Annotated in this window: 25 protein-coding genes; 14 read left to right on the forward strand and 11 right to left on the reverse strand. The window is 70.3% G+C overall.

Going from position 1 to position 23,929, the window contains the following annotated elements; genetic code table 11:
* The first annotated feature begins 1 nt into the window (after position 1).
* Genes FCG67_RS00500 through FCG67_RS00510 form a run of 3 tightly spaced genes read left to right on the forward strand, consistent with a single transcriptional unit; the run spans position 2 to position 2,872 of the window.
* Complete coding sequence (locus FCG67_RS00500; RefSeq protein ID WP_136906226.1) at positions 2–1,210, forward strand: ABC transporter ATP-binding protein; 1,209 nt, start codon at positions 2–4, stop codon at positions 1,208–1,210.
* Entirely contained in the window at positions 1,207–2,112 is a 906-nt protein-coding gene (locus tag FCG67_RS00505) for a 2-aminoethylphosphonate ABC transporter permease subunit (RefSeq protein ID WP_136906228.1), read from the forward strand. Before FCG67_RS00500 ends, FCG67_RS00505 begins: the two co-directional genes overlap by 4 nt.
* Positions 2,087–2,872, forward strand: coding sequence for an ABC transporter permease (locus FCG67_RS00510; protein WP_136906230.1), 786 nt, complete (start codon positions 2,087–2,089; stop codon positions 2,870–2,872). Before FCG67_RS00505 ends, FCG67_RS00510 begins: the two co-directional genes overlap by 26 nt.
* A gap of 76 nt (positions 2,873–2,948) precedes the next feature.
* Here FCG67_RS00510 and FCG67_RS00515 read toward each other — a convergent pair whose 3' ends face one another.
* Positions 2,949–4,577: an AMP-binding protein gene (locus FCG67_RS00515; RefSeq protein WP_136906232.1), complete on the reverse strand. Its 1,629-nt coding sequence runs from the start codon at positions 4,575–4,577 to the stop codon at positions 2,949–2,951.
* A gap of 101 nt (positions 4,578–4,678) precedes the next feature.
* Between FCG67_RS00515 and FCG67_RS00520 the strand changes: the two genes are divergently transcribed.
* The 3 genes from FCG67_RS00520 to FCG67_RS00530 all read left to right on the forward strand — a co-directional run bounded on the left by FCG67_RS00520 (position 4,679) and on the right by FCG67_RS00530 (position 7,871).
* Positions 4,679–5,545, forward strand: coding sequence for a LuxR C-terminal-related transcriptional regulator (locus FCG67_RS00520; RefSeq protein ID WP_136906234.1), 867 nt, complete (start codon positions 4,679–4,681; stop codon positions 5,543–5,545).
* 102 nt (positions 5,546–5,647) lie between these two features.
* Entirely contained in the window at positions 5,648–7,009 is a 1,362-nt protein-coding gene (locus tag FCG67_RS00525) for an APC family permease (protein WP_136907086.1), read from the forward strand.
* Positions 7,010–7,094: 85 nt separating this feature from the next.
* Entirely contained in the window at positions 7,095–7,871 is a 777-nt protein-coding gene (locus FCG67_RS00530) for a transporter (RefSeq protein ID WP_136906236.1), read from the forward strand.
* Positions 7,872–7,916: 45 nt separating this feature from the next.
* Here FCG67_RS00530 and FCG67_RS25655 read toward each other — a convergent pair whose 3' ends face one another.
* The 7 genes from FCG67_RS25655 to FCG67_RS00565 all read right to left on the reverse strand — a co-directional run bounded on the left by FCG67_RS25655 (position 7,917) and on the right by FCG67_RS00565 (position 15,709).
* Positions 7,917–8,423 (reverse strand): DUF3995 domain-containing protein, encoded by a 507-nt coding sequence (locus FCG67_RS25655; RefSeq protein WP_136906238.1) that lies wholly within the window; start codon positions 8,421–8,423, stop codon positions 7,917–7,919.
* Positions 8,424–8,456: 33 nt separating this feature from the next.
* On the reverse strand, positions 8,457–10,259 hold the full coding sequence (locus tag FCG67_RS00540; protein ID WP_136906240.1) for a penicillin-binding transpeptidase domain-containing protein: 1,803 nt from the start codon (positions 10,257–10,259) through the stop codon (positions 8,457–8,459).
* Between the two features lie 71 nt (positions 10,260–10,330).
* Positions 10,331–11,167 carry a GNAT family N-acetyltransferase gene (locus tag FCG67_RS00545; protein ID WP_077043607.1) on the reverse strand — a complete coding sequence of 279 codons (837 nt, stop codon included), beginning with the start codon at positions 11,165–11,167 and terminating at the stop codon, positions 10,331–10,333.
* Between the two features lie 66 nt (positions 11,168–11,233).
* Positions 11,234–12,394 (reverse strand): flavodoxin-dependent (E)-4-hydroxy-3-methylbut-2-enyl-diphosphate synthase, encoded by a 1,161-nt coding sequence (gene ispG / locus FCG67_RS00550; RefSeq protein ID WP_136906242.1) that lies wholly within the window; start codon positions 12,392–12,394, stop codon positions 11,234–11,236.
* Between the two features lie 43 nt (positions 12,395–12,437).
* Positions 12,438–13,667: a M50 family metallopeptidase gene (locus tag FCG67_RS00555; RefSeq protein WP_136906244.1), complete on the reverse strand. Its 1,230-nt coding sequence runs from the start codon at positions 13,665–13,667 to the stop codon at positions 12,438–12,440.
* 6 nt (positions 13,668–13,673) lie between these two features.
* A complete protein-coding gene (gene dxr, locus FCG67_RS00560; RefSeq protein ID WP_136906246.1) occupies positions 13,674–14,822 on the reverse strand; it encodes a 1-deoxy-D-xylulose-5-phosphate reductoisomerase in 1,149 nt (382 codons plus the stop codon).
* A gap of 80 nt (positions 14,823–14,902) precedes the next feature.
* A complete protein-coding gene (locus FCG67_RS00565) occupies positions 14,903–15,709 on the reverse strand; it encodes an NmrA family NAD(P)-binding protein (RefSeq protein WP_136906248.1) in 807 nt (268 codons plus the stop codon).
* Positions 15,710–15,763: 54 nt separating this feature from the next.
* Here FCG67_RS00565 and FCG67_RS00570 point away from each other — a divergent pair, with 54 nt between their 5' ends.
* Entirely contained in the window at positions 15,764–16,300 is a 537-nt protein-coding gene (locus tag FCG67_RS00570) for a DUF1990 domain-containing protein (RefSeq protein ID WP_246044699.1), read from the forward strand.
* A gap of 17 nt (positions 16,301–16,317) precedes the next feature.
* The gene (locus FCG67_RS00575) at positions 16,318–16,635 is read left to right on the forward strand and encodes a DUF2631 domain-containing protein (RefSeq protein ID WP_051636856.1); all 318 of its coding nucleotides are present in this window, start codon (positions 16,318–16,320) and stop codon (positions 16,633–16,635) included.
* A 140-nt stretch (positions 16,636–16,775) separates the two neighbouring features.
* Here FCG67_RS00575 and rlmN read toward each other — a convergent pair whose 3' ends face one another.
* A complete protein-coding gene (gene rlmN / locus FCG67_RS00580) occupies positions 16,776–17,885 on the reverse strand; it encodes a dual-specificity RNA methyltransferase RlmN (RefSeq protein WP_077041253.1) in 1,110 nt (369 codons plus the stop codon).
* 93 nt (positions 17,886–17,978) lie between these two features.
* Here rlmN and FCG67_RS00585 point away from each other — a divergent pair, with 93 nt between their 5' ends.
* From FCG67_RS00585 to FCG67_RS00610, 6 genes are all read left to right on the forward strand, one after another.
* Positions 17,979–18,371: a lipopolysaccharide assembly protein LapA domain-containing protein gene (locus tag FCG67_RS00585; protein ID WP_136906250.1), complete on the forward strand. Its 393-nt coding sequence runs from the start codon at positions 17,979–17,981 to the stop codon at positions 18,369–18,371.
* 104 nt (positions 18,372–18,475) lie between these two features.
* A complete protein-coding gene (locus tag FCG67_RS00590; protein ID WP_425467787.1) occupies positions 18,476–19,312 on the forward strand; it encodes an HpcH/HpaI aldolase/citrate lyase family protein in 837 nt (278 codons plus the stop codon).
* Positions 19,313–19,627: 315 nt separating this feature from the next.
* Entirely contained in the window at positions 19,628–20,140 is a 513-nt protein-coding gene (locus FCG67_RS00595; protein WP_136906253.1) for a YlcI/YnfO family protein, read from the forward strand.
* 68 nt (positions 20,141–20,208) lie between these two features.
* Positions 20,209–21,048, forward strand: a complete 840-nt coding sequence (locus FCG67_RS00600; RefSeq protein ID WP_136906255.1) for a DUF4097 family beta strand repeat-containing protein — start codon at positions 20,209–20,211, stop codon at positions 21,046–21,048.
* Between the two features lie 38 nt (positions 21,049–21,086).
* Positions 21,087–21,887, forward strand: a complete 801-nt coding sequence (locus tag FCG67_RS00605; protein ID WP_136906257.1) for an ABC transporter ATP-binding protein — start codon at positions 21,087–21,089, stop codon at positions 21,885–21,887.
* Positions 21,884–22,723, forward strand: a complete 840-nt coding sequence (locus FCG67_RS00610; RefSeq protein WP_136906259.1) for an ABC transporter permease — start codon at positions 21,884–21,886, stop codon at positions 22,721–22,723. Before FCG67_RS00605 ends, FCG67_RS00610 begins: the two co-directional genes overlap by 4 nt.
* Positions 22,724–22,820: 97 nt before the next feature.
* On the opposite strand, the gene FCG67_RS00615 is transcribed toward FCG67_RS00610, so the two are convergent.
* Positions 22,821–23,171, reverse strand: coding sequence for an iron chaperone (locus tag FCG67_RS00615; RefSeq protein ID WP_136906261.1), 351 nt, complete (start codon positions 23,169–23,171; stop codon positions 22,821–22,823).
* Between the two features lie 46 nt (positions 23,172–23,217).
* Entirely contained in the window at positions 23,218–23,922 is a 705-nt protein-coding gene (locus FCG67_RS00620; protein WP_136906263.1) for a class I SAM-dependent methyltransferase, read from the reverse strand.
* Positions 23,923–23,929: the final 7 nt, after the last annotated feature.

Here is a 23,929-nt window from a genome sequence, read left to right on the forward strand (position 1 = left end):
CATGAGGAGGATCAACGCCGGGCTGGCCCGGCCGAGGATCGGATCGGCTCCCACCACGAGCAGTGCCGAGTCCGGCATCCTCGGGGCCACCGACTACTCCGCTCCCGCCATCACCTTCGACCGCGTCAACGTGGCCTACGGGCGGGGCAAGAGCACCACCCGGGCGTTGATCGATTTCAACCTGCGGGTGTCCCCGGGAGAGACCGTGGCTCTCCTGGGGCCCAGCGGGTCCGGCAAGTCCACCGCGCTCAAGGCACTGGCCGGCTTCACCCGGCCGGTGTCGGGTTCGGTCCGGCTGGCCGGCAGGGACATCACGGACCTGCCGCCCGCCAAGCGCGGCATCGGGGTGGTCGTGCAGTCGTATGCGCTGTTCCCGCACATGCGGGTCTCGGAGAACGTCGCCTTCGGCCTGCGCTCGCACCGGGTGCCCCGCGCGGAGATCGGCACGCGGGTTGCCGAGGCGCTGGAAATGGTTGGCATGTCCGCCTTCGGCAAGCGACTGCCCCGCGAACTGTCCGGCGGGCAGCAGCAGCGGGTCGCCATCGCGCGAGCCCTGGCGATTCGGCCGAAGGTCCTGCTGCTCGACGAGCCGCTGGCCGCGCTCGACGCCCAGCTCCGGCAGAGCATGCTGGCCGAGCTCCAGCAGCTGCGGGCGGCCCTGCCGGACACCGCGATGCTCTACGTGACCCACGACCAGAGCGAGGCCCTTGCGCTGGCCGACCGGATTGCCGTGATGCGCGACGCCCGGCTCGTCGACATCGACACCGCGGAGAACCTCTGGAAGCGGCCGCCCAGCAGCTTCACCGCGGCCTTCCTGGGCGGCGCGAACCTGCTGCCCTGCACCGTGACCCGGGTGATCGGCACCTCGGCCCTGGTGTCGGTCGGGGGCACGCCGGTGACCGCGCACGCGCCACGGCCGGACATCAGCCCGACCGAGTGGGAGTCCGACGCCGGAGCCCTGCTCTGCCTGCGGCCGCACGCGATCACCCTCACCGCGCCCACCGAGCGCGGCGCGCTCCCCGGGCGGGTCACCGCCAGCGTCTGGCGCGGCTCGACCACCAGGCTCACCGTCGCGCTGGCCGCCCTGCCCGACGCCCTGCTCGAGGTGGACGTGACCGGGCACGACGAGCGGCCGGCCGGAACCGCTGTTGGCGTTCGCTTCCCGGACCAGGGCGCGGTGCTCGTCCCCGCGCCGGGGCAGACGTCATGACCGCCGTCCTCGATCGGGTCCACCTCGATCCCCCTCCGGTCCGGCCGGAGCCGAGCCGGTGGCGGCCGGTGGCCTGGGCGCTGCCGCCGCTGCTGCTGGTGCTCGGCTTCGCCGTCTACCCGATGGCCCGCGTGCTCGCCGAGTCCACCGTCACCGACGAGGGCAGGGGGCTGTCCACCTGGACGGAGGTGCTCGCGTCCGCGCAGTTCCGAAACGCGTTGTGGCGCACCATCGAAATTGCGGTCGCCTCCACACTGGGATGCCTGGTGCTGGGCACCTTCCTCGCGCTGGTGCTCGCCTTCGTGCCCTTCCCCGGCGCCAAGGTGGTCGGCCGGCTGATCGACACCATCCTGTCGCTGCCCTCGTTCCTCATCACGCTGGCGTTCACCTTCCTGTACGGAACTGCGGGCGCGGTCAATGCCCTCCTCACCCAGCTCACCGGCGCCGACAGCGGGCCACTGAACTTCCTGAACACCCCGCTCGGGGTGATCGCCGCGGAGATCACCTTCTTCACCCCGTTCGTGGTGCGGCCCCTGCTGGCCGCCTTCACCCAGATGCCCCGCGAACAACTCGACGTCGCGGCGAGCCTCGGCGCCTCCCCGTGGCGGGTGCTGCGGACCGTCGTGATGCCGGAGGCCTGGCCCGCGCTGATGGCGGGCGGCTCGCTGGTACTGCTGTTGACGCTCAACGAGTTCGGCATCGTGCTGTTCACCGGGGCCAAGGACGTCGTGACGCTGCCGGTGCTGATCTACACCCGCGGCATCGTGACCTTCGACCTGCCGGGCGCCGCGGTGATCGCGAGCGTCCAGGTGGTGCTGTCGCTGTCGCTGTACTGCGGCTACCGATTCCTGTTCAACCGACTGTTGGGAGGCCGCCGTGCTGCTGTGGACCACACGCGCTAGGACGCTGGCCCTGGCGCTCTTCGGCGTCGTGGTGGTCGTGGTGTTCGTCGCCCCCATCGCCACCGTGATCGCAGCCGCCCTCGCGGGGGCCTGGACCGGGCCGCTGCCGTCGAACCTCGGCCCGAAGAACCTCTCCGCCGCACTCTCCGAGGAGAACCTGGCGAGCCTCGCGGTCAGCCTGCAGACCGCGTTCATCGCGGGCGCGCTTGCCTTGTTCGTCGGCACCTGGGCGGCACTCGCGGCCCGCGAGGCGCCCGCCTGGCTGCGCAAGACCACCGACGCGGTCTTCCACCTGCCGATCGCGGTGCCGTCGGTGGCGATCGGCCTCGGGCTGCTGATCGCCTTCAACGCTGAGCCGCTGCTGCTGGGCGGAACCAAGTGGATCGTGATCCTCGCGCACACCGTGCTGGTGCTGGCGTTCGCGTTCAGCTCGGTCTCCGTGGCGCTGGACCGGCTCGACCCCGCCTATCGGCAGGCCGCCGAGTCGCTCGGCGCCGGACCGACGCGGGTACTGCTGCGGATCACCCTGCCGCTGTTGCTGCCCGCGCTCGGCGCGGCTGCGGGCCTGGCGATCGCGCTGTCGATGGGTGAGCTGGGCGCGACCATCATGGTCTACCCGGCCACCTGGAAGACGCTGCCGGTGACCATCTTCGGGCTCACCGACCGCGGACAGGTGTTCCTCGCGGCCGCCGACACCACCCTGCTGATGGCCGTCACCCTGGTCGCCCTGCTGGTGGTCGGGCGCATCCGAAGGCGATAGGCGATAGGCGCTGACGCGCCTGTGCGTGGTTGACGAGTGTCTGGACTCGTCAACCACGCACGGGCGGCGCAGCCGCCTACTTCTGGCGCAGGAGGTAGCGCTGCACCTTGCCGCTGGGGGTCTTCGGCAGCGATGGCACGAAGTGCACGGTCCGCGGGTAGGCGTGCGCGGCGAACTTCTTCTTGACCAGCGTCTGCAGCTCGGCCTCGAGCTCGCCGGTGCCGTCGACGCCGTCGCGGAGCACCACGAAGGCCTCGAGCACCTCGCCGCGCAGCTCGTCGGGCATGCCGACGACGGCCGCCTCGATCACGTGCTCGTGCATCACCAGGACGCTCTCCACGTCGAAGGGCCCGATGCGGTAGCCGGCCATGATGATCACGTCGTCGTCGCGCGAGGAGAAGAAGAAGTGGCCGTCCTCGTCGGTCCTGCCCGCGTCGCCGGTGATGTACCAGCGGCCGTCCGCACTGAAGCGCTGCGCGGTCTTCTCGGGGGCGTCGACGTAGCCGGTGAACCACATCAGCGGGCTGGCCTTGGCGTCGATGGCGACGCGACCGGCGGTACCGGCGGGCGCGACCTCGTCAGCGTCGTCGAGCAGCACGGCGCAGCTCCAGCCCGGCAGCGGCCGGCCCATCGAACCGGGCCGCACGTCCTCACGCAGGCCGTCCGCCCACGCGTTGACGATGAACATACCGTGCTCGGTCTGCCCGTAGTGATCGCGCACCTCGGCGCCGAGGGCGCTCTGGGACCAGGCGACGACGTCGGGGGTGAGCGGCTCGCCCGCCGAGGACGCCCGGCGTAGCGACAACCCCTCGGGCACCGGCGTGGTGTCGGCGCGCAGGCTGCGGTAGACGGTCGGCGCGGCCGCGAAATTGGTGACGCCGAACTTCTCGATGATCTGCCAGGTGAGCGGCGCGGAGAAGCCCGAGTGCAGCAGGAGGCTGCGGGTGCCCGCCGCCAGCGGGCCCAGCAGCGCGTAGTACAGCCCGTAGGCCCAGCCCGGGTCCGCGGCGTTCCAGAACACGTCATCGCTGCGGACGTCGAGGCCGAACTCCTGATAGGCGTGGAACGAGGCCAGCGCGCGCACCGGCACCGGCACGCCCTTCGGGGTCCCGGTGGTGCCGCTGGTGAACAGCTGCACCATCGGGCCGTTGCCGCCGACCGCGACCGCGGCGCCTGCCGGGTCCTCGGCGGTGTGCGCCGCGAGCAGGTCCGCGAACCGAAGCTGGTCCGCGGACTCGGGCTCCCCCGCCGCGACGATGACCCGCCAGGTCGCGTCGGCCGGGATGTCCTCGCCGGGCGTGAGCTTGGCGAGCTGGTTCTGATCGGACACCACGAACTTGGCGCCGCTGGAGGCGAGCCGGAACGCGATGGCCGGGGACGCGAACGCGGTGAACAGCGGCACGTGCACGGCGCCGCGGCGCCAGATGCCGAGCAGCGCGATGACCAGCTCCGCGGACTTGCCCATCAGGGTGGCCACGCAGTCGCCCGGCTCGACGCCGAGCTCGGCCAGCGCGGCCGCGAACTTGGTCGATTCCGCCCGCAGCTCGCCGTAGCTCAGGTCACGCGAGGTCAGATCGCCCTCGATCACCGTGAACGCGACATCGGTGTCGGGGTGCCGGTCACACAGCAGGTCCGCGGCGCAGGCCTGCGGCGTGTCGTACTGCTCCAGCAGCTCGCGCACCCGCGAGGTGGCATCGGTGCCCATGGTTTGCTCCTTCAACAGCGGTCCGGCAGACGCCGAACTTCTCCATGGCCCTATGATCTAGCTCACAAACAACACGCGCCACCCCCGGAAAGGGGTAACCAATGCTCTCCCGCACCCCACCCCTGTTGCGGCCCCGCGACGGCGACGCCCTGCGCGCCGAACTGCGCGCGGTCGCGGCACGGGCGAACGTGCCAGTGCTGTTCGGCGGCGAGGTCTCCGCGAGCACGTTGCACCTGACCGAGTTCTTCGGGACCAGGACCAACGGGCTCAAGGGCCTGGTGATCCCGCCGAACTCGGGGTTGGGCGGACGGGTGGTCCTGCAACGGCAGCCGGTCTCGATCCCCGACTACGGCAGCGCGATGTCGATCACGCACCACTACGACCGGCCGGTCCTCGGCGAGGGCATCCGCTCGGTGCTCGCGGTCCCCGTCCTGGTCGACGGCGCCTCGCGCGCGGTGCTCTACGCCGCGGTCCGGGAATCCATGCCGATCGGCGACCGCACCGCCGAGATACTGGTGCAGGCGGGCCGCAGGCTCAGCACCGAGCTCGCCATCCGCGACGAGGTGGACCGCCGCCTGCAGATGCTCGGGGTGCTCGACAGCAACCGGGGCAACGCGAGCGGAGCGGTGGCCGAGGGAATCCGGGGCGCCCACGCCGAACTGCGCGGGCTCGCCCAGTCGGTGCCCGAGGGCCCGCTCCGGGGGCGGCTGCGCGCGGTGTCCGACAAGTTGGCTGCGCTGGTCAACGACGAAGCGGAAGCCGGCGACGCCTCGGTCACGCTGTCGCCCCGGGAGCTGGACGTGCTCGCCCATATCGCCCTCGGCTGCACCAACAACGAAGTGGCCCATCGGCTCTCGCTCCAGCCCGAGACGGTCAAGAGCTATCTGCGTGCCGCGATGGGCAAGCTCGACGCCCACTCGCGTCACGAGGCGGTGGTCACCGCCAGGAGGTTGGGTCTGCTTCCGTAAGCACCGCGGCCGGCCAGGCCGCCCTCACCGAGGGGATGCGCAGTGACGAAACCACCAGCCGCCGTGAACGAATCGCAGGACGAACCGACACTCAAGCGGGTGATGGGCCCGTGGTTGCTGCTGCTGTTCATCGTCGGCGACATCCTCGGCACCGGCATCTACGCGCTGACCGGGCAGGTCGCCAACGATGTCGGCGGCGTGGTGTGGCTGCCCTTCCTTGTGGCATTCGTGGTCGCGCTGATCACCGCGTTCAGCTACCTCGAACTGGTCACCAAGTACCCCCAGGCCGCAGGCGCCGCGCTGTACACCCACAAGGCCTTCGGCATCCAGTTCTTCACCTTCATGGTGACGTTCGCGGTGATGTGCTCCGGGATCACCTCCGCCGCCACTGCCTCGCGGGCGTTCGCCGCCAACTTCGCCGAGGCCTTCGACCTGGACGTGCGGACCGGGATCGGGATCACGCTGATCGGCATCGTCTTCATGATCGCGGTGGCGGCGGTCAACTTCCGGGGAGTCGGCGAGTCCGTCAAGCTGAACGTGCTGCTGACCTGCATCGAGCTGTCCGGACTGCTGATCATCATCTTCATCGGCATGTGGGCGCTCGGCATCGGCGAGGGCGATTTCTCGAGGGCGGCGACCTTCGACACCGGCGACCGGTCCGCGCTGGGCGGCGTCATCGCGGCCACCACCCTCGCCTTCTACGCGATGGTCGGCTTCGAGGACTCGGTGAACATGGCCGAGGAATGCAAGGAGCCGAGCCGGATCTTCCCCAAGGTCCTGCTCATCGGCCTCATCTCGACCGGCATCATCTACGTGCTGGTGTCGGTCACGGCGATCGCCCTTGTCCCCGCAAACGATCTCGGCGAGGGCGACACCCCGCTTCTCAAGGTCGTGCAGGCGGGCGCACCGGGCTTCCCGATCGGGATCTTCGCGTTCATCACCATGTTCGCGGTCGCCAACTCCGCGCTGATCAACATGCTGATGGCGAGCCGACTGCTGTACGGCATGAGCCGTCAGCACGTGCTGCCGCCGCAGCTCGGCAGGGTGCACCGCACCCGACGCACCCCGTACATCGCGATCGGATTCACCACGCTGCTGGCGCTGGGACTGATCACGATCGTCGGCGAGGTGCCCCAGCTCGGCGGCACCACCGCGCTGCTGCTGCTGTGCGTGTTCACCGTCGTGAACATCGCCGTCCTGGTGCTGCGCAAGGACACGGTGGACCACAAGCACTTCCGCGCGCCGACCGTGCTGCCGATCATCGGCGCGATCAGCTGCGCCTTCCTTGCCACGCCGCTCACCGACCGCGATCCCGCGCAGTACAAGATCGCGGGCGTGCTGCTGGCGATCGGCGTGGTGCTGTGGTTCGTCAACAACCTGGCCAACAAGAAGCTGGGCGTGAAGGCTGAGCTGCACCCCGAGTTCCTCGGCGAGGAGGGCGTGCCGCCCGGACCGATGAACTGAGCGGACGTAAGGACAGAATCTAGAACAAGTTCTACCTTTCCTGGCATACTCCGATCGACCGTCCGACGCCGATCCCAGGGGTGCCATGTCCGCGAATCCGTCCACCGACGACCTGCTGGCCCTCGCGCGCTGCTCCCCCTCGGCTGTTGCCGTGCACGACAAGGTCGCGTGGCTCGGCCTGTTCGCACGCCAGCACATCATCGAGGACCCGGTCGGCGGACGCCCCGTGCTCGGCGGCCTGTACGACCGGAAGTCGGGCCGACGCGGGGGCGACCCGCTGGCCCGGTTCTGGGACACCTTCATCGCGCCCAACGACATCAGCTTCGACATCGAGCACGAGGACATCGTCGACGGCCTGCACGTGGTCCGCGACGTGACCATCGAGACCCGGCTCTCGGCCGGGGTCGTGGCCAGGGCACCGATGCACCTGCTCTACGAGGCCACCCTCGACGACGGCGAGCCGCGGATCCGCCGCATCGCCGCGCACTGGGAGGTGACGCCGATGTTCGCGCAGGTCGCAGGCGTCAGCCCCGAGCGGTTGACGGTCGCCGGCTCGATGAGCGCACGGATGCTGCGCCTGCAGGGCCTCGGCGGCACCCTCGCCTTCGGCAAGGCCGCGCTGAGCGTGGGCAAGAAGGGCAAGGACGCGGTTCGGCGACTGGTCGACTCGGCCCAATGCGGCGACGCGACTGCGCTGAAGATGCTCGGCGGCAACGCGATCACCGACCTGACCAAGGTGATCGCGGCGGGCGACGCGGTCACCGCCACCGGGACCGTGGACGGCGCCCACGCTGTGCTGTTCGCCTACCTGGACCGCAAGACCCACACCGTCAGCGAGTGCAAGGTGTACCGCGCCGCCTGATCGTGGTCGGGCGCCGAGTTCACCAGGCGGTCACGGTGTTCACGATCAGCGGACGGGCGTTCCACAGCTCTCCGCCGATCTCGAACCGGGCAGGCGTCGCACAACACGGCAACCTGTCCAGACGAACAGCACACCACCGATGACGAACCACGGATTCCACAGCGCCAGACTCCATCGCGTCTGCTCCGGCCCGACCGCTGTCCGGACACCGCCTGCATCCGTGATCAGCAGAAGCTCCACCACGACACCGCGTGCGACCATGACCAGCCCGGCCGCGCCGATCAGCCATCCCAAGATCCGGCGGAGTTGCGGGGGGAGTTGAGCGCTCGCGGCACCGCCGACAACACCCGCAGCCGCCAGGAGAAGCGCAGCGACGCCCCACAAGCCGAGCACTACGAACACAGTCGGTCGGCGGGCTGCCAGCTCCGCTCCCGCCGACGACGCCAAACCTGCCGATCCACCCAAAGCCCAGAACACATGCAACGCGGCAAACGCACAGCACCACGAAACCGCACTGACAGCGACCCAGTCCCGACCTCTCATCCGCGGCATCCTGTGCCGGCAACGGCAGGCATCATCGCCCGGTCAGTACCCCTCGGGCAACGCCACGAACATGTCCCGGGTCACGGCCACCGCGTTGTCGGAGCTGCCGCCCCTGACCACCAGCGTCGCGAACGCGATGTCGCCGCGGTACCCGACGAACCACGCGTGCGAGCCGCCGTCGACCTCGGCCTCACCGGTCTTGCCGTAGATCTCGCCCTGGTCGGCGATCCGGGTGGCGGTACCGCTGGTGACCACGTCTCGCATCATCCCGCGCAGGCCCGCGACCATCTCCGGGCTGATCGGCGGGTGTGCACCCTCGATCTTGGTCTCCTCCCCCGAGATCAGCGTCGGCACCGGCGTCGACCCGTTCGCGATCGTCGCCGCCGCCAGCGCCATCCCGAAGGTGCTCACGACGACCTTGCCCTGCCCGAAACCGTCCTCGGTGCGCTGTACCAGTTCCGGTGCGGGCGGGACGGATCCGGAATCCGTCGGCAGGCCCGGCACGTCGTAGTCGGGTCCGATGCCGTAGCGCGCGGCCGCCACCGTCAGGGCGTCGGGCGCCATCTCGCTGGCCAGCTTGGCGAAGGTGGTGTTGCACGAGCGCGCGAACGCGGTGCTCATCGGCACCGTGCCCAACGCGAACTCGTTGTAGTTGGGCACCGACCGTTCCCCGATGACGATCCGTCCCGGGCAGCCGACGGGGGTGCCGGGCTGGGCGAGGCCGTTGTCGATCGCCGCGCCCGCGGTGACGATCTTGAAGGTGGAGCCGGGCGGGTACAGACCCGTCGTCGCGACCGGGCCGTCCTTGTCGGCGGCCTTGTTCTGCGCGACGGCGAGGATCGCGCCGGTGGACGGCTGAAGCACCACCATCATCGCCTGCTCGGCCCTCGCGTTGACCGCGTTCTGCGCGGCCACCTGGATGGGCCGGTCCAGGCTCACGGAGAAGGACGGCGCCGGTTGGGGTTTGGTCTCGGTGAGCACATCGATGTCCACGCCGTTCTTGTTGACCGTGACCACGCTCCAGCCGGCCTTGCCGTCCACCTCGTCGATGACCCGCTTCTTGACCTGGCCGATCAGATCGGGGGCGAAGTCGCGATCGGTGGAGACCAGGTCCGCCTCCTCGGTGATCGAGACCCCGGAGACGCCGCTCAGCGCGGCGGCCACCGTGTCGTAGTCCTCCTGCCGCAGGCTCGCCACCAGGTAGTCGCCGCTGACCGAGGTCGCCGACTCCACGATGGACTGCGGGGTGAGGGACGGGACGAACGGCTCCAGCGCCGACGCCAGCGCGGTCGCTGCCGCGGTGGGGTTGCCGGAGTCCTTGGCGTTGAACTTGATCCGCTGGATGGTCCCCGGCACCAGCACGTCCGAGCCGGCCCGCTCGTTCACCCGGGCCCGCGGCGCCGGGGTGGCCCGCAGCGTCATCGTCTGGGTGTCGCCGAGCTTCGGATGCAGGTCGGTCGCGTTCCAGCGGACCGCCCACTCGCCGTTACGCCTGCCCATCTGCAGGTCGCCGGTGTAGGTCCACACCCGGTCCTTGGGTAGATGCCATTCGTAGGTGTAGCCGACGGTCGCGGTGTCGCCGTCCATTCGGACCGATCTGGTCGTGGCGCCGAGGGATTCGGCCTGCAGTCCCTCCCACGCGGCGTCGAGCGCGGAGCGGGCGTCCGCCGGCCGGTCGGACAGTGCGGCGGCACGCTCGGTGTCCCGATCGGCGACGGCGTCGAGGAACTCCTGCGCGGCCGGTTCGGGGCCGTCCGGTTTCGGGGTGCACGCGACCGCGCCGAGCACGAGCGCGCCCGTGACGACGAGCGAGGAGAGGATGCGGGGTGCGGCGGTGGAGATCATCGCCTGCCATCGTAGGTGGGCTCACCGCCCGCGCCGGGTAGGCACCCGCACTGTGAGCGCTTTTCGCCCCGCTAGTCCAGCAGGACCGTCGAGAAGGTGCCCACCTGGGTGAATCCGATGCGCTGGTAGGTCCGCCGCGCCTGGTGGTTGAAGCTGTTCACATAGAGGCTCGCGGTGCGGCCCGACGCCACCACCGCCGCCGCCACCGCTGCGGTCCCTGCCGCGCCGAGACCGTGGCCCCGGTACTGCGGGTGCACCCACACGCCCTGGATCTGGCCGACCTGCGCGGACATCGAGCCGACCTCCGCCTTGAAGGTCACCTCTTCGCCGTCGAACCTGGCCCAGGCCCGGCCCGCAGCGATCAGGCCCGCGACCCGGCGACGGTAGCCGCGGCCACCGTCGTTGGAGCGCGGGTCGACCCCGACCTCCTCGATGAACATCGCGATCGCGGCCGTGAGGTACGGCTCGAGCTGATCCATCCGTACCGGACGCACGTATGGATCCGGCGCGACGACGGGCGGCGCCGACAGCGCGAGCAGCGGCTGCTCGGCGCGCACCTCGCGCGCCGGACCCCAATCGGTCTCGAGCATCTCCCACAGCGGCAAGGCCAACTCGCTGCGGCCGACCACCGACGAGCACATCCGCGGTCCCCGGCACGCCCGGTCCGCGAAGGCCCGCAGGTCGTCGAGGTCGCCGCGCAGCGGAACCATGTTCGCGCCCGAGAAGCACAGCGATTCGGCAGGGCCGCCCCTGCTCCAGAGCTCGCCGTTGATCGCTCGCGGGTCGATCCCGAGGTCCTGGATCCGCGCCGCGACCATGCACGAGGCGATCGGGTCGGCGTCCAGCACGCGCAGCACATGCACCCTGTCGCGCGCACCGAGCTGCCTGGCGCCGAGCAGTTTGAGCACCGAGTCACCCCCGGGTCGGGTCGTCGGGATTCGGATTGTCTGGTGATCCCACGATACGTGTGGGCGTCAGCTGACGGTAACGACCGGGGAACCCGATGCAGACTGGTCCTCGCCGAACTCCTCGGCGATCCGCATCGCCTCCTCGATCAGCGTCTCCACGATCATCGCCTCGGGCACCGTCTTGATGACCTTGCCCTTGACGAAGATCTGACCCTTACCGTTGCCGGACGCGACTCCGAGGTCGGCCTCGCGGGCCTCACCGGGACCGTTGACGACACACCCCATCACGGCCACCCGCAGCGGGATCTCCATGCCCTCCAGGCCGGCGGTCACCTGCTCGGCGAGCGTGTATACGTCCACCTGGGCGCGCCCGCACGACGGGCAGGACACGATCTCCAGCTTGCGCGGACGCAGGTTCAGCGACTGCAGGATCTGCGTGCCGACCTTGATCTCCTCGGCCGGCGGCGCGGACAGCGAGACGCGGATGGTGTCGCCGATGCCCTCCGAGAGCAACGCACCGAACGCGACAGCGGACTTGATGGTGCCCTGGAACGCGGGGCCCGCCTCGGTCACGCCGAGGTGCAGCGGGTAGTCGCACTGCGCGGCGAGCTGGCGGTAGGCCTCGACCATGATCACCGGGTCGTTGTGCTTGACCGAGATCTTGATGTCGCCGAAGCCGTGCTCCTCGAACAGGCCCGCCTCCCACAGTGCCGACTCGACGAGCGCCTCAGGGGTGGCCTTGCCGTACTTCTGCATCAGCCGCGGGTCCAGCGAACCGGCGTTGACGCCGATCCGGATCGGGATGCCCGCGTCGCCCGCGGCCTTGGCCACCTCGCCGACCCGACCGTCGAACTCCTTGATGTTGCCTGGGTTCACCCGCACCGCCGCGCACCCGGCGTCGATGGCGGCGAAGATGTACCGCGGCTGGAAGTGGATGTCCGCGATGACCGGGATCTGGCTCTTCTTCGCGATCGTCGCCAGCGCGTCGGCGTCCTCCTGGCGGGGGCAGGCCACACGCACGATGTCGCAGCCGGACGCGGTGAGCTCGGCGATCTGCTGGAGGGTGGCGTTGATGTCGTGCGTCTTGGTGGTGCACATCGACTGCACCGACACCGGGAAGTCGCTGCCGACCCCGACGGATCCGACCTGGAGCTGTCGGGTCTTGCGGCGCGGCGCGAGGACGGCGGCCGGGCCTTCGGGCATGCCCAATCCGACGGGGCTGGTCACGTGGATGCCTTCTTTCGTAGCGTCAGGACAAGTTTAGCGAGCACTAGAAGATCTTGATCGGGTTGACGATGTCCGCGGTCAGCGTGAGCAGCATGTACGCGCCGCCCAACGCGATGACCACGTAGGTGATCGGCATCAGCTTCATGTAGTTGACCGGTCCGCCCGCGGGCAGCCCGCGACGCGCGCGGATCGAGTCGCGGATCTTCTCGTAGATGGTCACCGCCATGTGCCCGCCGTCGAGCGGCAGCAGCGGCAGCAGGTTGAAGATGCCGAGGAAGAAGTTCAGCGTCGCCAGCAACCCGATGAACAGGTCGATGTATCCGCGTTCGGCCATCTGGCCGCCGATGACGGAGGCGCCGACGACGCTGATCGGGGTCTCGATGTCGCGTTCGCCGCCGGTGACGGCGGTCCACAGGTCCGCGACCTTCGACGGCATCTGGACAAGGGCATCGACGCTGCGGACGAAGACATCGCCGGTGTAGACGAAGCTGCCCGGTATGGCGGAGAGCGCCGAGTACTCGAGGAAGCTCGGCGGCGCCTTGATGCCGATCGCGCCGACGTCGCGGGAGACGGGCGGCAGCGGGTTGCTGTTGGTGGACGCCGGATCGTTGACCCAGCGCTGCGCCTGCTGCACCTGCACGTCGACCACCTGGGTCTCACCGTCCCGGTCAACGGTGAACTCCGCGGTGCCCGAGAGCGGCTGCGTCGCCGTGACGACGTCACGGAAGGTCGAGGTCGGCGTCCCGTTGACCGCGACGACCACGTCGCCGGGCATGATGCCCGCCTGCTGCGCGGGCCCCTCGCCGGTGCAGTCCGCGAGCGCGTAGTCGCCGTCCTTGCCGCTCTGCGTCGGCGCCACGCAGGTGACTCCCTCGACGACGGCCCTGGTCTCGGTGTTCGGCAGCCCCCAGCCGACGGCCTGGATGTAGACGAGCACGAAGCCGAAGATGAAGTTCATCGCGATGCCGCCGGACATGACGACCAGCCGCTTCCACGTCTTCTGCTTGTACATCGCCCGGTCGATCTCGTCGGGCGCGAGCTCGTCGTGCTGGGTCATGCCCGCGATGTCGCAGAAGCCACCGGCGGGGATCGCCTTGAGTCCGTATTCCGTCTCGCCGCGGCGGAAGGAGAAGATCTTCGGCCCGAAGCCGATGTAGTAGCGGCGGACCTTCATCCCCAGCGCGCGGGCGGTCCACATGTGGCCGGCCTCGTGCAGAGCGATGGAGACCGTGATGCCCAACGCGAACAGCACCACACCTATGACGAACACCATGCGGCTCTAGTCCTCCTGCTTGACGAGCTCGTGTGCCCGTGCGCGCGCCCACCCGTCCGCGGCGAGCACATCCTCCACGGTAGCCGGTGGCGCGGTCCACTCGTCGCCACCAGCGAGAACGCGTTCGACGGTGCGCACGATCGCCGGGAACCGGACGGTCCCGTCGAGGAACGCCTGCGCGGCGACCTCGTTGGCCGCGTTGTAGACCGCGGTCAGGCAGCCGCCTGCCTTGCCTGCCGCCCTGGCCAGGTCGACGGCCGGGAACACCGACGAGTCGAGCGGCTCGAACGTCCAGGTCGACGCTGTGGAGAAGTCGCAGGCCGCGGCGGCACCGGGCACCCGGTCCGGCCAGCCGAGCGCCAGCGCGATCGGCAACTTCATGTCCGGCGGGCTGGCCTGGGCCAGGGTGGAGCCGTCGGTGAAGGTGGCCATCGAGTGCACGATCGACTGCGGGTGCACGGTGACGTCGATGCGGTCGTAGTCGATGCCGAACAGCAGGTGGGTCTCGATCAGTTCGAGCCCCTTGTTGACCAGGGTCGCCGAGTTGAGCGTGTTCATCGGGCCCATCGACCAGGTCGGGTGCGCGCCTGCCTGCTCGGGGGTGACGGCCTCGAGGGCGTCGGCGGTCCAGCCGCGGAACGGGCCCCCTGACGCGGTGAGCACCAGCCGGTCCACCTCCTCGGCGCGTCCGCCGCGCAGGCACTGCGCCAGCGCCGAGTGCTCGGAGTCCACCGGCACGATCTGGCCGGGCGCCGCGGCGGCGGTGACCAGCGGGCCGCCCGCCACGAGCGACTCCTTGTTCGCCAGCGCCAGCCGGGCGCCGGATTCGAGTGCCGCGAGCGTCGGCTCGAGGCCGAGGGATCCGACGAGCGCGTTGAGCACCACGTCCGCCTCGGTGGTGCGGACCAGTTCGGTGACGGCGCCGGGGCCGCTGAGGGCGCGGCCGTCGAGGCGGGCAGCGGCCTCGGGGTCGGCGACCGCGACCGCACTCACCCCGGTCTCGCGGATCTGGCGGGCCAGCAGGTCGATATTGCCGCCGCCCGCGGCCAGACCGACGACGGTGAACTTGTCAGGATTGGCCGCGATGACCTCGAGGGCCTGGGTGCCGATTGATCCGGTGCTGCCGAGCAGGAGCACGCGCGTAGGTTCTGCCACCCGTCCATTCTTCACGACGGCACCTGAGAAGAAGCTGACAGGACTCCGACGCGCGCGGCGGAGGGATACCGTCGCGCGGCCTAACGGAAGGTGTCGGCGTTGGCCGCGGCCCACTGCGCGAAGGTCGTGGCCGGGCGTCCGGTGACCTCCGCGACCGTGTCGGTCGCCCGCTGCGGCGCACCGACCAGCGACGCGACGGCAGTCTCGAGGTAGAACCGGGCATTGACACCCATGACCGGCTCGAGGATCTCGACGGCCTCCTCGACCGGCACCCGGACGTACTCCACGGGCAGGCCCAGCACCGCGCCGAGTTCGTGCACCCGCTCGGCGCGCGAGAGGGCCGCCGGCCCGGTCAGCTCGTAGGTCCTGCCCTCGTGCCCGCTGCCGAGCAGCACGGAGGCCGCGACCCTGGCGATGTCGTCCATCGCGATCGGCGCGCTGACGACATCGGGGTACGGGTCGCGCACCTGTCCGGTGCGCCGCACCTGGTCACCCCAGACGAGGTCGTTCTCGAGGAACTCCCCCGCCCACAGGTGGGTCCAGGCGATCCCCGACCGCTCGACGGCCGATGTGACCGCGCCCCACCACGATTCGTGCTCCCCGGACAGGTCCACGATGTGCCGGACCCCGGCCTTGCGGGCCAGCGACACGACCTCCAGGGCGGTCTCCGGGGTCGGCGCCAGGTACATCCTCTCGACCCCCTCGAAGGCCGCAGGCAGCGACTCGGGCCTGCGCAGGTAGCCCTCGGCGACCTCGACGCCACTCGGCAGCATCGCCTTCCTGGGGTTGTTCGTCAGGGCCCGGACATTCGTCGCGCCTGCCGCCAGAAGGTGGTCGACGACCAGTCGGCCGATGTTCGCGGTGGATCCGGTCACCAGAATCGTCATGTAGTACACCGTACGGTTGAGCTCGGCGCCCGGCCACCCTGACAGGATGGGTGCGTGAACCCGGATGCGCTGCGGACCGTGCCGTGGACCTACCCCGAGGTCGGCGGCACCCGCACCGTGCTGCCCGGCGGTTACCACCACGTTCACGAGAGCGCCGTCATCGGCGTCGGCCCCGAGGACTTCGAGCGGGCGAAACGCGTACTGCTGCACTGGGACATGCACCGCCGCGCCGGCCTGCGTGTGCGATCCACCGATGACGAGGCCACCCCGGGCGCCGTCGTGATCCTGCGGCTGGGACCGGGTCCGCTGGCCGTCACGGCGCCGTGCCGGGTGGTGTACCGGATCGACGAGCCGCGGCGGTCCGGCTTCGCCTACGGCACCCTGCCCGGGCACCCCGAGCGCGGCGAGGAACGCTTCGCGATCGAGCTCGGCGAGGACGGCCGGGTGCGGGTGGTCATCGACGCCTTCTCGACCGGCGGCGGTGCGCTCACCCGGCTCTTCGGCCCGGCTAATCGGGTGGTGCAGCGGTTGATCACGCGTCGCTACCTCGACGCGTTCACGCGAGCTCCCCTGGCGCGCCGACCCAGCTAGGTACGACGCACGGTCGTATGCCACGATATGCAGGCACACGCACACCCGTACGAGCAGGAGGATCGACCGTGGCCACCGAGCTGGATCCCAGCGTGAACGAGCCCCTCGTCGCCGCACACGTCGACACGGCAGAAGTTCCGTCCGCAGCCTGGGGCTGGAGCGGCGAGGCGCCGCGACTGTTCCGCTTCCTTGGCTGGTTCTTCGCAGCCTTCCTGCTCGTCTACACGATCGGCAACCACGAGGGCAAGGTCGAGGACCTGTGGCTCGTCGGAATCTCCGCCGGCATGGTGTTCCTACTCGTGCGCGACATCATCCGTCGCCGCAAGCCCCGGTAGACAAGCACTTTCGACAACGGCCGCGCCGCTCCTCTCGGAGCCGCGCGGCCGTTGTGCTGTTCGGACTGATCGCACGAAAACCCGCCGAAATGGCAGATTCCCGGCGATCGGCTCACAGAATGTGAGAGAAATCCGGCAGGTCAGTTCTCGGCGGCGAGCTGCCCGCAGGCGGCGGCGATCTCCTGGCCGCGGGTGTCGCGGACGGTGCAGGACACGCCCTGCGCGATGACCCGGCGCACGAACTCACGCTCGACGTCCTTGGGGCTCGCGTCCCACTTGCTGCCCGGCGTCGGGTTCAGCGGGATCAGGTTCACGTGCACCCGCGAGCCCAGCGCCTTGTGCAGCTTCTTGCCGAGCATGTCGGCGCGCCACGGCTGGTCGTTGATGTCGCGGATCAGCGCGTACTCGATCGACACCCGGCGACCGGTCTGATCGGCGTAGTACTTGGCGGCGTCGAGCACCTCGGCGACCGTCCAGCGGTTGTTGACCGGGACCAGGGTGTCGCGCAGCTCGTCGTCCGGGGTGTGCAGCGACACCGCCAGCGTCACCGACAGCCCCTCGTCGGCCAGCTTGCGGATGGCAGGCGCCAGCCCGACCGTCGACACGGTCACCGAGCGCTGCGACAGCCCGAGGCCGTCCGGCGCGGGCGAGGTGATCCGCCGGACCGCGGCGACCACCCGCTTGTAGTTCGCGAGCGGCTCCCCCATGCCCATGAAGACCACGTTCGAGAGCCTGCCCTCGCCACCCGCGACGTCGCCATCCCGCATCGCCGCGGCGGCCGAGCGGACCTGATCCACGATCTCGGCGGTGGACAGGTTCCTGGTAAGTCCGGCCTGGCCGGTCGCGCAGAACGGGCACGCCATCCCGCAGCCGGCCTGGCTGGAGATGCACAGCGTCGCGCGGTCCGGGTAGCGCATGAGCACGCTCTCGAGCAGGGTGCCGTCGTTCGCCTTCCACAGCGTCTTGCGGGTGGTGCCGTCGTCGCATGCGACGTGCTTGACCGCGGTGAGCAGCGTCGGGAAGAGCGCCTCGCCCACCTTCTCGCGCACCGACGCGGGCAGGTCCGTCATCTTCTCGGGATCGGCCTCGAGCCTGCCGTAGTACTGACGGGCCAGCTGATCCGCCCGGAATCCGGGCAGGCCCAGCTCCTGAACGGCCGCCTTCCTGCCCTCGGAGTCGAGGTCGGCGAGGTGCGTCGGCGGCATGCCGCGACGCGGAGCGTTGAACACGAGCGGGACTGAAACGGCCATAGTGTGATCCAGTGTCCCATCCGGCACCCGCGACATGCGAATTCTCGTCGCGATGCGCGTGCAATCACACATCCGGTGCGAAATGATCGGGGCATGGCGCACAGCGACGGACCCGATCCGGACACCACCTCCGAGCCGGTCGACGACCCGCGTGGTGCGGCCCAGCCGGCGCCCGCCACCGAGCCGCCGGCGGACCCCTCCCAGGCCGCACTCGATCGGCACACCAGCCTGGGCCATACCAAGGCGGCGGCCACCTGGACCGGCCTGGTCATCGGCGTCCTGGTCCTGATCCTGCTGCTGGTGTTCATCCTGCAGAACCTCGACCAGGTCGCGCTCCAGTTGTTCTTCTGGGAGTTCTCGCTGCCGCTCGGCGTGAGCCTGTTGCTCGCCGCAATCGCGGGCGCGCTGATCATGGCCCTCGCGGGCGGCGTCCGCATCGTGCAGATCCGCCGGTTGGCGAAGAAGACCAGATCCACCACCCGCTGACCCGCCTGTGCGGCTGCGCACATTACTTACGCAAACTGGCTCGGCACCCCCGGCGAGAGGACGATGAAGGCGTCGTCCCGATCATCGGAGGAGTTGCTGTGACCATTCACGCGGAGCGTCGAGGGGTTGCCGCCCCACCCGATCTCGCCCGGTCCTGGCTGCTGGTGCCCGCCACCAAGCCCGAGGCCTTCACACCCCCCGCCGAATCCGGGGTGGACGCGGTGATCCTCGACCTGGAGGACGCGGTGTCCCCGCCCGCCAAGCCCGCGGCCCGCGCCCGGGTGGTCGAGTGGCTCAGCCGCGGCGGCAGCGCCTGGGTCCGGATCAACGACGCAACCACGCCGTACTGGGCCGACGATCTCGCGGCCCTCGCGGCGGCGCCCGGCCTCGCCGGTGTGATGCTCGCCAAGACCGAGAGCGGCAACCAGGTGGACGCGACCGCGGACCGGCTGCCCGAGGGCACCCGCATCCTCGCGTTGATCGAATCGGCGATGGGCCTGGAGGCCGCGCCCGAGATCGCCAGGGCGGACGGGGTGTTCCGGCTCGCGTTCGGCAGCGGCGACTTCCGCCGCGACACCGGCATGAGCGACGATCCGATGGCGATGGCGTACCCGCGGTCCCGCCTCGTCGTCGCCAGCCGCGCGGCCCGGCTCGCCGGGCCGATCGACGGCCCGACTATCAGCACGAACGAGACCGTCCTGCAACGTGATTCGGTGCTGACGGCATCCATGGGGCTGACCGGCAAGCTCTGCATGCACCCCGATCAGGCCCTCGCGGTCAATCGCGCGCTGAGCCCGAGCCCGGACGATGTCGCCTGGGCGCGGGATGTGATCGCCGAACTCGGCGAGGACGGCGAACGCGTGCGCGACGGCAGCGACCTGCCGCGCCTGGCCAAGGCGAAGAAGGTCGCGGATCTCGCCAGGTCGTTCGGCCTGGACTAGGCCCCGGCCCCGCGATTCACCGAATACGGCCCAGGTCCCGATCGCGGGGCCTGGGCCGTACTCGGTGGTGTCGACTGGCCGCTAGTGGTGTCGTTGCGGCATCCAGTGGTGTCGTCGCGACCGCCGGCACCGTCGTCATGCCCGAAACGCCATGAGAACGCCCCATCGTGTCGCATCTCCAAGCTTTCTCTCGCGAGCATCGCGATTGCCGTGACCTGCTCATTCATCGATTCCGCACCACAGTGACACCAGTTTGTCACCAGAAGTGACACCCCACCCCTTGCTATGACACCCGAGTGGTGTCATAGTGGTGTCATGAACCTGACAAGATACGTCGACGAGCTACAGCACCAGCTCGCCACCGCAGCCGCAGCCGGCGGCGACGAGGCACGTGAGCTCGCCGACCGCCTGACCGCCCCGCTCGACGCCGCCGTCCGGCTCGTGCTGCTCGAGGCACTCTCGACAGCCGCGAACGAGATCACGGCCGAGCTCGCCCCCGGGTCCGTCGACGTGCGCCTCCAGGGCCGCGACCCGGAGTTCGTCGTCACCCCCGCCCCGGCCTCGGCATTCGAGAACGCAGAGCCCGCGACGGCGGAGCCCGCGCTGCCCACGGCCCTCGACCCCGACGACGTCAGCACGTCTCGCACCACGCTCCGCCTCCCCGACCAGCTCAAGACCCAGGTCGAGGCGGCGGCGGCTCGTGAGGGCGTATCCCTCAACACGTGGCTCGTACGCGCGGTCGCGGCAGCTGTTCAGCCCACCTCACCGTCCCGAGCGACAGCACGCAGCTCCAGCACCGCCGGCCGGTTGACCGGCTGGGTGCGCTGACCCACCACCCCGAACCCCAGACCCGCGCCCCGCACACAGGGGCCGACACCACACCCCGAGGACTCACCATGCCTACTTTTGCGACCCCAGAATCGATCACCGTCGCCGTCGACATCGCCGCAGGCGCCGTCAATCTCGTCGCGAGTGACCGCGCCGACACCGTGGTCACCGTCCGCCCCAACGACCCGAGCAAGTCCGGCGATGTCAAGGCCGCCGAGGAGACCCGCATCGACTTCCACGACGGCACCCTCACCGTGCAGACGAACACCAGGTGGAAGTACCTCACCAAGTCCTCCGTCGACATCACGATCGAGCTCCCGACCGGTTCCGCCCTGCAGGGCAGCGCGCTTGGCCCCCTGTTCGCCCAGGGTCGGCTCGGCGCCTGCTCGTTCACGAGCCGCGCAGGCGACGTCCGGATCGACGAGGCCGGCCGGCTCGACCTCCGCGCGAGCGCGGGCTCCGTCGTCGTGGGACGCGCACTCGGCTCCACCGAGATCGTCGTCACCGCAGGCGGCGTGCGCATCCGCGAGCTCGACGGAGACGCCAGCATCAAGAACCCGAACGGCCCCACCGAGATCGGCGAGTCCACCGGGATCCTGCGGGTGAACGGCGCCCACGGGCCCATCTCGATCGAGCGGTCGCTCGGTGACACCACCGCCCGGTCCGCGCACGGAAACATCCGCGTCGAGCAGGCCATCGCGGGCCGCGTCCAGCTCGAGAGCTCGACCGGCGCGATCGAGGTCGGGGTGCCCGAGGGCACTGCCGCCTGGCTCGACGCCACCGCGCAGCACGGCAAGGTCCGCAACCTCCTGCACGACGCCACCGGCCCCGACGAGAACGACCGAACCGTCGAGGTACGCGCAGGCAGCAGCTACGGCGACATCGTCGTCCGACGTCCGCACGCCTGACCCGAGCCCACCAACAACCCACCATCGAAGGAGAACCCATGACCACCACCGTCCGCGGTCCCGCGATCGAGGTCGCCGGCCTGCGCAAGTCGTACCGATCGAAGGCAGGCGAGCAGCTCGTGCTCGACGGCGTCGACCTGGTCGTGCCTGCCGGCACCGTGACCGCGCTGCTCGGCCCCAACGGGGCGGGCAAGACCACCGCCGTCGGCGTCATGTCCACCCTGCTCGCCGCCGACGCAGGCACGGTCCGCGTCGCCGGCCACGACGTGGCACGTGAGCCCGAGGCGGTGCGCGCGTCCATCGGCGTGACCGGCCAGATCACCGCCGTCGACGAGCTGCTCAACGCCACCGAGAACCTGCGGCTCATGGCCGACCTCAACCACCTCGGCCGCACCGAGGGACGCCGCCGGATCACCGACCTGCTCGAGCGCTTCGACCTCGCCGACGCCGCGCGCAAGCCCGTGGCGACCTTCTCCGGCGGCATGAAGCGCAAGCTCGACCTCGCGATGACGCTCGTCGGCGCACCGTCCGTGGTGTTCCTCGACGAGCCGACGACGGGCCTCGACCCGCGCAGCCGTCGTGTCCTGTGGGACGAGGTCCGGACGCTCGTCGCCGCGGGCACGACGATCCTGCTCACCACGCAGTATCTCGAGGAGGCCGACAAGCTCGCCGACTCAGTCGCCGTCTTGAACGAAGGCCGCATCGTCGCCGAGGGCACCCCCGCCGAGCTCAAGGCCGCGCACGACACCGGCTCGCTCGACGACGTGTTCCTCGCCCTCACCGAGCCGCCCACCGAGACCGAGAACGACCCCGCCACCAGCAAGGAGAACGTCCGATGACCGCCATCGCCACCACCGCTCCCGCCACCACAGTGCGCTCGCGCCCGGCGACGGATGTCCTCACCATGCTGCGCCGCAACCTCCTACGCGCGGTGCGCTACCCGGGGCTCACCATGTTCCTCGTCGCAGGCCCGCTGGTGATGCTCGTGCTGTTCGTGTACATCTTCGGCGGCGCCCTCGGCGCAGGCGTCATGCCAGGGGTCGCCCCCGGTGCCGACGGGCGGGCGGCGTACCTGGACTACATCACGCCGACCCTGTTCATCCTCACCATCGTCGGCGCGGGCCAGTCCGTGGCCATCAGCGCCGCCATGGACGCCGCGAGCGGGATCATGGCGCGGTTCAAGACCATGGCGATCTCGCCGGGGTCCGTGCTCTCCGGGCAGGTTCTCGGCACCGTTCTCCAGTCGCTGGCGGCGCTCGTCCTCGTGCTGGGCGCGGCACTCGCGATGGGCTACCGTCCCGACGCCGACGTGCTCGACTGGGCCGCCCTGCTGGGCCTGTTCGTGATGTTGGGCCTCGCCCTCAGCTGGCTGTGCGTCGCGATGGGGCTGAACGCTCGGAGCGTCGAGACCGCCAGCAACACCCCGATGATCCTGCTGCTGCTGCCCTTCCTGGGTAGCGGGTTCGTGCCGGTCGAGACCATGCCGACGGCGGTGCGCTGGTTCGCGGAGTACCAGCCGTTCACGCCGATCATCGAGACCGTGCGCGGGCTGCTCGCCGGCGGCGAGGGACTCGAGGGCGCGGTGGTTGCGCAGGCCGTCGGCTGGACAGTGGCGATCGGCGTCGCCGGATACGCGTGGGCGCGCTCCCTCTACCGCCGCGAGCGTCGCCTCTGAGCGTCCACCCACCAGCTGTCAGGGCCACACCGGGATACGTCCCGGAGTGGCCCTGAAAGCTCGTTGGTGGAGGGAGTCGGTTGGTGTGGCGAACCGGTCAGCGCGCGGCGTCGATCTCCTCGCGGCGCAGGGCGATGATGCGGGTGAGCACCTGCGGCGGCAGCGGCCGGTCCGCGGTGAACCTGATGGTGCCCTTCGACAGCGAGTATCCGTCCAGCTCGGGCGCGACCGCCTCGACGACCGCCGCGCTGAACGGGAACACCGACAGGTGCGTTGCGGCGGCTCGCACGCTGAGCAGCGGCCTGTCCCGATAGCGCAACGCAGGCATGCCGTAGCTCACGCCCTCGGTCGCGTCGGGGGCCAGTTCCAGCGCGCGCACCCGGATGCCGTCGAGCAACGACCGCTCGGGTTCGTCGAGCGTCGCCAGATAATCGGTCAGCTCAGCCATCAGGCCATCATGCCCCCGCCCCGCTGTCGCGGGCAGGAGGAACGACTCAATACAGCAGCCCGGCGGGGGCGCGCCTGGTGTGGACCCGGTAGCCGACCTCGAGCGACAGTCCCGGGGTCTGCGCATAGGCGCGCTGCGCGATCTTGCCGCTGAACTCGATCCCGAGCACGGCGCGCAGGGACTCCCTGGTGTCGAACTCCCACCGGGTCCGCACCCGCGAGAGCTCGAATCCCTGTGCGGCGAAGAAGGACTCGACCCCGGCCGGGTCGTAGTGCGGCAGATCCGCGCGCATCCACTCGCCGTACGGGCCGACGGTGGCGTCCAGGTCGACCACCGCGAGCACTCCCCCTGGCCGCAGGACCCGCATGGATTCGGTGATGCCGGGCCCGCAGCCCGCGCCGAAGAAGTACGCGGTCCGCGCGTGCACGACGTCCACGGAGTTCTCGGGCAGCGGGATCCGCTCGGCAGAGCCCGCCAGCACCGTGACGGTGTCGAGTCCCGCCGTGCGCCTGCGCGCCCGGTCGACCAGCGGCGGGTGCGGCTCGACGCCGACCACCGACCGAGCCCCCGCCGCGAACACCGGTAGGTGGAAACCGGTGCCGCAGCCGAGGTCCAGCACGTCGCGCCCGGCCCAGTCGGCGACCCGGCGCAACTCCGCGAACACCGCGCCGTCCACGTCCTGGGCGCGGTTCTCCACCTCGTAGACGTCCGGCCAGTGCCAGATGTTGGGGCTCGGGATCGGTGCCGTCACGACTGCG

This window comes from Rhodococcus oryzae (assembly GCF_005049235.1).
Classification (GTDB): Bacteria; Actinomycetota; Actinomycetes; order Mycobacteriales; family Mycobacteriaceae; genus Rhodococcus_G; species Rhodococcus_G oryzae.